Source organism: Collinsella aerofaciens (assembly GCF_040915545.1).
In the GTDB taxonomy this organism is placed as follows: Bacteria; Actinomycetota; Coriobacteriia; order Coriobacteriales; family Coriobacteriaceae; genus Collinsella; species Collinsella aerofaciens_BE.
Map to the genome: position 1 here is coordinate 1 of NZ_JBCPDH010000048.1, position 8,729 is coordinate 8,729.

Annotated in this window: 9 protein-coding genes; 7 read left to right on the forward strand and 2 right to left on the reverse strand. The window is 55.1% G+C overall.

Going from position 1 to position 8,729, the window contains the following annotated elements; genetic code table 11:
* Positions 1–331 precede the first annotated feature (331 nt).
* The 6 genes from AB5202_RS09600 to AB5202_RS09625 all read left to right on the forward strand — a co-directional run bounded on the left by AB5202_RS09600 (position 332) and on the right by AB5202_RS09625 (position 5,181).
* A complete protein-coding gene (locus tag AB5202_RS09600) occupies positions 332–1,036 on the forward strand; it encodes a CDP-alcohol phosphatidyltransferase family protein (protein ID WP_260699275.1) in 705 nt (234 codons plus the stop codon).
* Positions 1,037–1,102: 66 nt separating this feature from the next.
* On the forward strand, positions 1,103–1,537 hold the full coding sequence (locus AB5202_RS09605; RefSeq protein WP_006236002.1) for an FHA domain-containing protein: 435 nt from the start codon (positions 1,103–1,105) through the stop codon (positions 1,535–1,537).
* A 3-nt stretch (positions 1,538–1,540) separates the two neighbouring features.
* Entirely contained in the window at positions 1,541–2,419 is an 879-nt protein-coding gene (gene ftsR / locus AB5202_RS09610) for a transcriptional regulator FtsR (RefSeq protein WP_138112611.1), read from the forward strand.
* A 40-nt stretch (positions 2,420–2,459) separates the two neighbouring features.
* On the forward strand, positions 2,460–2,990 hold the full coding sequence (locus AB5202_RS09615) for an adenine phosphoribosyltransferase (RefSeq protein WP_118227237.1): 531 nt from the start codon (positions 2,460–2,462) through the stop codon (positions 2,988–2,990).
* 32 nt (positions 2,991–3,022) lie between these two features.
* Positions 3,023–4,150 (forward strand): coiled-coil domain-containing protein, encoded by a 1,128-nt coding sequence (locus AB5202_RS09620; protein ID WP_368144596.1) that lies wholly within the window; start codon positions 3,023–3,025, stop codon positions 4,148–4,150.
* A 164-nt stretch (positions 4,151–4,314) separates the two neighbouring features.
* Positions 4,315–5,181, forward strand: coding sequence for a DegV family protein (locus AB5202_RS09625; RefSeq protein ID WP_138112615.1), 867 nt, complete (start codon positions 4,315–4,317; stop codon positions 5,179–5,181).
* Positions 5,182–5,254: 73 nt separating this feature from the next.
* Here the strand turns inward: AB5202_RS09625 and AB5202_RS09630 are convergent, their stop codons facing one another.
* The gene (locus AB5202_RS09630; protein WP_171021459.1) at positions 5,255–5,866 is read right to left on the reverse strand and encodes a DUF1836 domain-containing protein; all 612 of its coding nucleotides are present in this window, start codon (positions 5,864–5,866) and stop codon (positions 5,255–5,257) included.
* A gap of 155 nt (positions 5,867–6,021) precedes the next feature.
* Positions 6,022–6,960, reverse strand: coding sequence for an NAD(P)/FAD-dependent oxidoreductase (locus tag AB5202_RS09635; RefSeq protein ID WP_138112617.1), 939 nt, complete (start codon positions 6,958–6,960; stop codon positions 6,022–6,024).
* 117 nt (positions 6,961–7,077) lie between these two features.
* On the opposite strand from AB5202_RS09635, the gene AB5202_RS09640 reads away from it, so the two are divergent.
* The gene (locus tag AB5202_RS09640) at positions 7,078–8,379 is read left to right on the forward strand and encodes an MGDG synthase family glycosyltransferase (protein ID WP_230320388.1); all 1,302 of its coding nucleotides are present in this window, start codon (positions 7,078–7,080) and stop codon (positions 8,377–8,379) included.
* The last annotated feature ends 350 nt before the right edge of the window (positions 8,380–8,729 follow it).

Genomic DNA, 8,729 nt, shown 5'->3' on the forward strand with positions numbered 1-8,729 from the left:
ATTGTGGCATCCCGAGCCCGCGGAAAGAAGCTGCGCCGCGGGGGAGGCGACCCAAATGGCTTTCTCATATCGTCTTGTTAAGAATCAATAAAGTAAGCAACGAAGAATCAACGGCTTTATTAATCGATACTTTCGCTTAACAAAAACTTGTACGTCATCCTCCAAAAACGACAATTTATGACATGTTTGGAGGCTGACGTACACAAAAACGGCACATTCACGTTGCGACAGCGCCCTCCACATGTCTGGACTCTCTATGGCTGCGCTGGATAGACATCGCCGGAACGGGTATAGTATCGAAAGTTTTGTCGTTAACCAGCGGGGGAGTCCTGTGGGCATCAAAAAGAAGATCAAAAAGGAGCTTATCGGCACTTCCGATTACCCGTCGAATAAGATCTTTACGATCTCCAATTTCATCACCTTTACGCGCCTGATCCTCACCCTGGTATTTCTGTACCTGTTTGTGACGGACAACAACCGCGTCATCGCCATCGTTATCTACGCCGTTGCCGCCTCCACCGACTGGATGGACGGTCAGATCGCCCGCATGACTAAGACGGTCTCATGGCTCGGCAAGGTCATGGATCCCATCTGCGACCGTGCGCTGCTGTTCACCGGCGTCTTGGGACTGGTGGTCCGCGGAGAGCTACCCATCTGGGTCTGCGTGCTCATTATTGGCCGCGATATCTATCTGGGCATCGGCACGCTTATCGTGCGTCATTATCACCGTCGCCCCATCGATGTGGTCTTTCCCGGAAAGATTGCCACAGCGCTGCTCATGACCGGATTCTCGCTCATGCTGCTCGGGTTCCCCGTTGTTGACGGCCTGCAACTTTTACCTTCAACCCTCACGGCCTTCCCGGGCCTCAACGGAAGCTCGGTGCCCCTCGGCATCTTCTTTGTGTACGGCGGCGTGATCTTCTCCATGCTCACGGCTGTCATCTACTCCATTAAGGGTGGAGCGGCCATTAAACAGGCTCTCACGCATCCCGAGGACGAGGACATCGACTTTCTGAACCCTGAAATCGAAGACTGATTCGTTGGGGTATGATTACGTACGGTTCATTATTTGCGGCACGTCCGCGATAAGTTAGGGGTTGTCATGGACAACATGGTTAACAATATGCCTCAGAATGATAAGACTGCTGACGCTACCTGCGTATTCCGCGTGCCTTCAAGCGACGTCACCGTTCCCGACCTCATGGCCAACGTGCGCATCACCGCCCCCGTTCTGTCCATCGTCAAGGGTCCGCAGACTGGTGCCGCCTTTGAGCTCGAGGACGACGTGACCACCATCGGCCGCGATCCTGCGAACGGTATCTTCCTCAATGACATGACCGTTTCGCGCAGCCATGCGCGCATTATTCGCGAGGGCCTCGGCGCTCGCATCGAGGACTTGGGCTCGCTCAATGGCACCTGGGTCGACGGTGCCATCGTCAATGCAGCCCCGCTGCACGACGGTTCTTCCGTCCAGATCGGTACGTTTACGCTCATCTACCACGAGAGCACGCCGGAGCGCATCGAAACCGGTGAGTAGGGCATGGCCGAACGCAACTATCTGAGTATCGGCCAAGTCGTCAACCTACTTCGAGGCGCATACCCCGATCTTTCGAACTCAAAAATTAGATTTCTAGAGGATGAGGGGCTCATTACCCCTCATCGTACGCCTAAGGGATACCGTCAGTACTCCAAGGAGGACGTTGATCGCCTGGAGGTCATTCTGCACCTGCAGAAGACCCGCTATATGCCACTCAACGTGATTAAGCAGCGCTTGGAAAACGCCACGGACCTGTCAACGCTCGCTTACGAGGTGGGCTTGCTGTCCGATGTTCCGCTCAAGACGGAGCCCAAGGAGACTAAGCAAAAGCTGCATCCTATCGAGACCATTCCCGATATGCTGGGCGTCGAGATTTCGTTTATCCGCTCGCTCGCCGAGAACGACCTCATTCGCATCATCAAGAGTCCGCAAAATCGTGAGCTCGTCGATGGTCGCGATTTCCCGATCATCCGCTACTGCTCCGAGCTGTCACGCTTCCATATCGAGCCGCGCAACCTGCGTCAGTACGTGTCTTCCGCCAACCGCGAGTCCTCGATGTTTGAGCAGGTGCTCGTGAGCATGCTCGGCATGGACACCTCCGATGACGAGCGCGACGCCAAGCTCGAGCGTGCGTTTAAGAAGCTTCACGACCTGACGGAGGGCGTGCACACCGCGCTGCTCAAGAACCGCGTTTTTGAGTCGCTCAACGCCGTGGTCGAGGACGCCGACATCGATGCACTCGATGAGGAAATCACTCGCTCCGAGTCAACCAAGGCCAAAAACGAAGAGATAGGCGCGCCGGCTTCGCACGAGGATTCCCTCGTAAAGCCGCTCAAGGTCGTCACCCCTTCGCAATCCGGCACCGCCACCGCGGGCAAATAACAGCTGCCGCTTATCCGGCAACCCATTGAAAGGTCATGCAATGTACGACTTCGAATCTCAAATCGTCGACATCCCCGACTATCCCGAGCCCGGAGTCATCTTTAAAGACATCACGCCGCTCTTTGGCAATCCCGAGGCGCTCAAAGCCATGACCGATGCCCTCGCCGAGCACTTTGCCGGCATGGGAATCACCAAGGTCGTGGGTCCCGAGGCTCGCGGCTTTATGGTTGGCGTACCGGTGGCTGTAGCCCTTGGCGCCGGCTTTGTTCCCGCACGTAAACCTGGCAAGCTACCGCGCGAGACCGTAAGTCAGAGCTACGAGCTCGAGTACGGCACCGATTCAATTGAGATCCATGCCGACGCTATCAGCTCTAAAGATACCGTGTTGATTCTGGACGACTTGGTCGCGACGGGCGGAACCGTCGAGGCAACAGGTAAACTGGTGCGAGATATGGGCGCAAAGCTTGTCGGTTACGGTTGTATCCTTGAGCTTGCGTTTCTCAACCCGCGCGAGAAGCTCACACCGTCTAATGACGATGTGGAGCTCTTTAGCCTGGTGACGGTGGACTAGCCGTTACCCTTAGTTACTGGAAAGGAAGCTACATGCGCACAGCAAACACGCACAAAAACATGGCACGCTGCGCTGCTACGGCAACCCTCGCTTGTGTTTTGGGCTTGGGCCTCGCGGCTCCTGCCTACGCCGATACCGCATCCGACCTTGCCGCTGCTCGTACGAAGCTCGAGCAGATCGGTACCCAAACTCAGCAGATTTACGATGAGCTCGCCACGCAGACGCAGGCGCTCGATCAGACTGCTGGCGAGATCACGCAAAAGCAGCAGGAGATCGCCGATGGTCAGGCCAAGCTCTCGACCTATGTCGCCGGCGAGTACAAAACCGGCGGTCTGAGCCTGCTTCAGGTTCTGACGGGCGTCGATGACCTGAGCGATATGCTCAACCGTCTGTTCTACTACGGCAAAGTTTCCGATAAGCAGGCTCAGACCATTCAAGAGGTCAAGGAGCTCAAACAGCAGCTCACCGATAAGCAGGCCGAGCAGGAAAAGAACGTCGCCACCACGCAAAAGAAGGTCGACGAGCTTAACGCCCAGCAGGCTGAAGCACAGAACGTCGTAAACTCTCTGGATTCACAGCTGCAGGCTGAGCTTGCCGCTGAGGCCGAGGCCAACGCCGCGCTGCAGGCCGGCATCAACGCCAGTACCGCCGAGAAGGCCACGGTGAGCAACGAGACTGCCGGTGCGACCGAGAACACCAACAACGGTGGCCAGACCAGCAATAACAACAACCAGGGCGGCAACACTCCGGCTCCTACGCCGGCACCTGCTCCGACACCGCAGCCCCCCACGCCTGCCCCGGCTCCGACGCCTTCTGCTCCGAGCCAGTCCGTCGATGGCGGTTCTGTTGTCTCGCGTGCATACAGCAAGCTTGGTTGCGCCTATTCCTGGGGCGGAATTGGCCCGAACAGTTTCGACTGCTCTGGTTTTGTTAGCTATTGCCTCACTGGTCGCTATTGCCGCCTGGGCACCACGGGCACCTTTATGGGCTGGACGCGTGTGTCCGATCCGCAGCCCGGTGACGTTGTGGTCAACTCGTACCACACCGGCATTTACATCGGTGGTGGTCAGATGATTCATGCTTCCGACTACAACACGGGTGTTATCATCAGCTCCGTTGCCGCCGGCATGAACAACAACTACATTTTCGTGCGCTACTAAGTATTCAGATAAAGCAAACGGATATGGACCTCGTGGCTTTGAGTCATGGGGTCCATTCTTTTGCCTTTAGTGTAGTCCGCTATCTAGTTTTGAATACTAGATAGCGGCCCAATCGGTCTGCAAGATGGCTATAATTGAATGGGAACGATTAGAAAGGACCCTCTATGAGCTGGGCACTTATCTCCGATTCAAGCTGCAACCTCCGCGATTGGCAACCGATCGCACCCCATACCACCTTTGCATTTGCTCCCCTCAAAATTCGAGTGGGGGAGCGTGAATTCGTCGATGACCTTTCGCTCGATGTTCATGAGCTCAACTGCGCTGTTCAGGCGGAGACGAATGCCTCTTCGAGCGCTTGTCCCAGCGTGGGGGAGTGGGCCGAGCTCTTCAAATTGGCAGACAAGACCATCTGCATGCCGATCTCTGAGGGCGTGTCGGGCAGCTACAACGCGGCAGCCACGGCTCGCGATATGGTTCTTGCCGAGGAGCCCGACCGACAGATTCATCTAGTCAATTCACGCGCAGCTGGCGGCAAAATGGACCTCATTTTCTTGCTGTTCGACCGCTATCTTGCAAGCAATCCGAATGTCTCATTCGAGGATGCTTGCGCATACTTCGATAGCCTTGAACAGAACAGCAAAATCCTCTTCAGTTTGTGCAATTACGAAAACCTCGCCAAAGCCGGACGTATCCCTAAGGCAGCCGGCGTCATTGCCAACAAGCTCAATATCCGCATTTTGGGCACGGCGAGTGAGGCCGGTAAAATCGAACTCGTCGGGCACACGCGTGGCGAAAAGAAGATGCTCAACAAGATCATCGACACTATGGAAGCCGAGGGCTTTACGGGCGGTGAGGTCATCATCGATCACGTTGAGAACGAAGCTGGAGCCCAGGCGCTTACTGATCGCATAGTCGAACATTGGCCCTGCTCCAAGACCATCATCATGCCCTGCAACGGCCTGGATTCCTATTACGCCGAGATGCACGGCCTGATCATCGGCTACGGCATGGGCGTAGCTTCGGGCAAATAAAGTCCAACCAAGCAAAAAAACGGGCGGGACAAAGCGACAGATGGCTCTTTGTCCCGCCCGTTTTATACGTCGGCTAGCTATTAAACCCGTTGAACTTGAGATAGCTCATCAGGTAAGCCTTCGAAACAAAGGATGAAACCGCGCTGCGCACAAGCAGCGACTCACGCGTTACCTGATGCGCCGTATCGGGAACCGGCGTCTGCTCGACGGAAAACGCCGAACGAATCGATGCCTCGAGCTGATCGACCACATAATCAAAGGCCGTCGGGGCATCGTAGCTCAAACGCTGAATGTTAAAGAGTGCCTGCACCGCAGCAATAGGTAGCACCTGCTTAAAGATGCAGATAGCGATCAGGCGGGCAATCTGCTCGCGGCCATATTGCTTTTTGACCGGAGCAGGCACCAGGCCGACCTTCACGTAGTTATTGATCATCGATGGCGTAATGACAGGCTGCTCAACGCAAATGGACAGCGGCTCCATCCACAGCGCAACATACTCAATAACCTGGTCGCGGTAGAGCGTCACATTGGGCAACTGGTTATAGCGCGGCAGACTCAACGTATTAAGTTTGCGCACGATATCGGACTGAATAAATGCATCGGGCAGCACAGTGGGCTGAATATCCTCAGGCTTAATGCTGACCGATGTATCGGACATCGGGATAACGCGTTTGGCGTGGTTCATAAGGATCCTCCGTTCATTAGCTATATTGTATTCTAGGTTATCTAGTTTTGCATACCATATAGCCGGCAAGTAAAAGTGGTTGGACAGCACATTGATGCACCGTCCAACCACTTTGTTTTAAAGATAGCAACCTTACATAAGATATATTATCGTACTTATCCACGGAGAAACGCGTATACGCTCGTTGCCGCTATGGCTCCATCAGAAACGGCAGTCACAACCTGGCGTAAACGCTTGGAACGGATGTCGCCAGCGGCAAATAGACCTGGCGTGCGGGTCGCCATGGAATCATCAGTAACAATACCGCCGTCCGGCGCCAGATCGACTAGATGCTCAACGAGCTCGGAATGGGGCTGCGTTCCGGTAAAGACAAAGATACCAAACGAGCCAGGGACAAATGACTCGGTGTGAGTTTCCCCGGATGCATTGTCCTTAAAGGTAATCGTCGTTGGCATGGCTTCGCCCGAGAGCTCGACAATACTAGTTTGGTACCTAACTGAAATATTATCTTTTGCAAGAACTTTTTGAACCACACCATCGGGGGCACGGAACTGATCGCGGCGCAAAACGATGGTCACGCTGCTGGCGATTTCTGACAAGAACAGAGCTTCCTCGCAGGCAGCATTGCCGCCGCCGATGACAAAAACCTGCTTGCCGCGAAAGAACATGCCGTCGCACGTCGCGCAATACGAAACGCCGCGACCGCGATACGCATCCTCGCCAACAAAACCAGCAGATCGCGGCGTGGCACCCATGCAAGCGATAACGCTCGAGGCCGACGTATCGCCCAAATCGTGATGCACCGTAAACAGCGCTGCATCGGCATCGTAATCGATACCCGTAACCATGCTCCATGTAACCTGTGCTCCCAGGCCCTCTGCATGCTGCTGAAAACGCTCACCGAGTTCGGCGCCACTCAAGAGCGGAATGCCCGGATAGTTCTCGACTTCATTGGTCGTGGCGATCTGCCCTCCCGACATGCCCTGTTCAATCACGGTCGTCGTTAGGTTGGAGCGCGCCGCATAAATGGCCGCAGCATAGCCCGCAGGGCCGCCACCGATAATCGCAACATCGATCGGCTGATGGGTAGTCATGAAGAGACCTCCTGTCGAAAGATTGGCGTTCTTTGCGCTCATACCCAAATTTACGTGAACATGACACTCATGCACTACAATGATAAATCGCGTAACAAAGCTGAAGGGGAGTTATCGATGGATCAAACGCAGATGAGCAATAGCGCTCCCCTGCCCATGCAAGCCACTCCCCAACCGGAGCAAATGACCGTTTCACCTGCACAAAAACCCCTAGTAACCATTGTGCACGCATCGGTTGGATCGGGCCACAAAGCCGCCGCCAACGCGATTGCACAAGCATTTGAACTTATCCGCGGCACCAAGGGAATCCCTGAGGATATTGAAATTGAAGTGCTCGATATCCTTGATTTTGGACGTATTAAATTCGACGGCAATAAGACCGCGGCTTCTTTTACGGGAGCCACACGCCCCATTTACGACCTGACCTGGCGATATACGCTTACGGGACATCTTCTCTGGGGTGGCGGCACGGCATGGTCGCGTATTATGTTCCCCGCCTTCAACGAATATATTCGTCGCCGCAGGCCTATAGCCGTGGTCGCAACGCACATCACAGCAGCCAATGTTGCCGTGGGCGCCCGCGTAATTACGGGTATCGATTACCCGGTCATCTGTGTGCCGACCGATTACGAAGTCGAAGGCTTTTGGCCCCACAAGGACACCGACCTATTCTGTGTAGCCAACGAGTTTATGGCCGAAACGCTGCGCCCGCGCAAGGTTCCCGAGTCAAAGATCCGCATAACGGGCATCCCCATCCGAGCCGGTTTCGATTCAGATTACAAACGCGAAGATGAGCTCAGCAAGTTCAATCTCCCCATAGACAAAACCGTCGTATTGGTGATGGCCGGTGCCAGTTTACCCCAACCATACGTGCGTTTCCGCGCCGCGATGGACCACACGCTCCCCTTCTTACGCAGCTTTGAGGACATGCACTTTGTCTTTTTACCGGGCAAGGATAAAGAATACGCCACCCGACTCAAGACGCTCTTCGACGCCATGAAGCTCGAAAACGTCACGGTTCTAGACTACGTGGACGACATGGCGGCCCTCATGCACGGCTGCGACCTGGCAATTCTCAAATCGGGCGGACTCACCGTCACCGAGTGCCTGTGCGCGCATCTGCCGATGATCCTGCTGGGCAAGTCCTATGGCCAGGAAAAGGCAAACACCACGATGCTCACCGGCATGGGCGCCAGCATGCATGTCACCACCGCACGAGAACTCATCGTGACGTTGCGCCATCTCCACGATCATCCGGAGTCGCTCAAGGCACTGCTCATCAATGGCGAAGTCCTGCGCCGTCCACACGCAGCCGAGGACATCGCCATCGCCACCATGGAGCTTGCAGGTAAGCCCCAAAAACGTAAACGAGCCTTCTGCCGCTTCTACTGGGGAGGAAAGCCCGCGCATATCCGCTAGTCGAATGTCCGCCGCTCTGCCGGAGCCGCCCTTATATCATTCCATGCTCAAACATTCTCGCTTCGCTGCGAAACTGCGCGTGGAACGATATAAGGGCGGCTCCGGCAGAGCGGCTGCGTTTACTTACTAGCAGCTACTTCGGTATCCCCTCCATTAGAACCTGCAAAGGTAAAACAGGAAAATATAAATACAGTAAGCCGATGCGACAAAGGGACAGCCCCTTTGTCGCATCGGCTTACTAGAAAAGTAAATATTGTTTCAAGCGAGTAGCCGCCCGCCCGGGGCTTACCTATATCGTTCCACGCGCAGTTTCGCAGCGAGCGAAGCGACGCGAGAATGTTTGAGCATGG

Bases quoted from the DNA above. Each gene is read 5' to 3' on its own strand.
- AB5202_RS09605 (WP_006236002.1), top strand. From the start codon at position 1,103: ATGGACAACATGGTTAACAATATGCCTCAGAATGATAAGACTGCTGAC.
- ftsR (WP_138112611.1), top strand. From the start codon at position 1,541: ATGGCCGAACGCAACTATCTGAGTATCGGCCAAGTCGTCAACCTACTT.
- AB5202_RS09615 (WP_118227237.1), top strand. From the start codon at position 2,460: ATGTACGACTTCGAATCTCAAATCGTCGACATCCCCGACTATCCCGAG.
- AB5202_RS09620 (WP_368144596.1), top strand. From the start codon at position 3,023: ATGCGCACAGCAAACACGCACAAAAACATGGCACGCTGCGCTGCTACG.
- AB5202_RS09625 (WP_138112615.1), top strand. From the start codon at position 4,315: ATGAGCTGGGCACTTATCTCCGATTCAAGCTGCAACCTCCGCGATTGG.
- AB5202_RS09630 (WP_171021459.1), bottom strand. From the start codon at position 5,866: ATGAACCACGCCAAACGCGTTATCCCGATGTCCGATACATCGGTCAGC.
- AB5202_RS09635 (WP_138112617.1), bottom strand. From the start codon at position 6,960: ATGACTACCCATCAGCCGATCGATGTTGCGATTATCGGTGGCGGCCCT.
- AB5202_RS09640 (WP_230320388.1), top strand. From the start codon at position 7,078: ATGGATCAAACGCAGATGAGCAATAGCGCTCCCCTGCCCATGCAAGCC.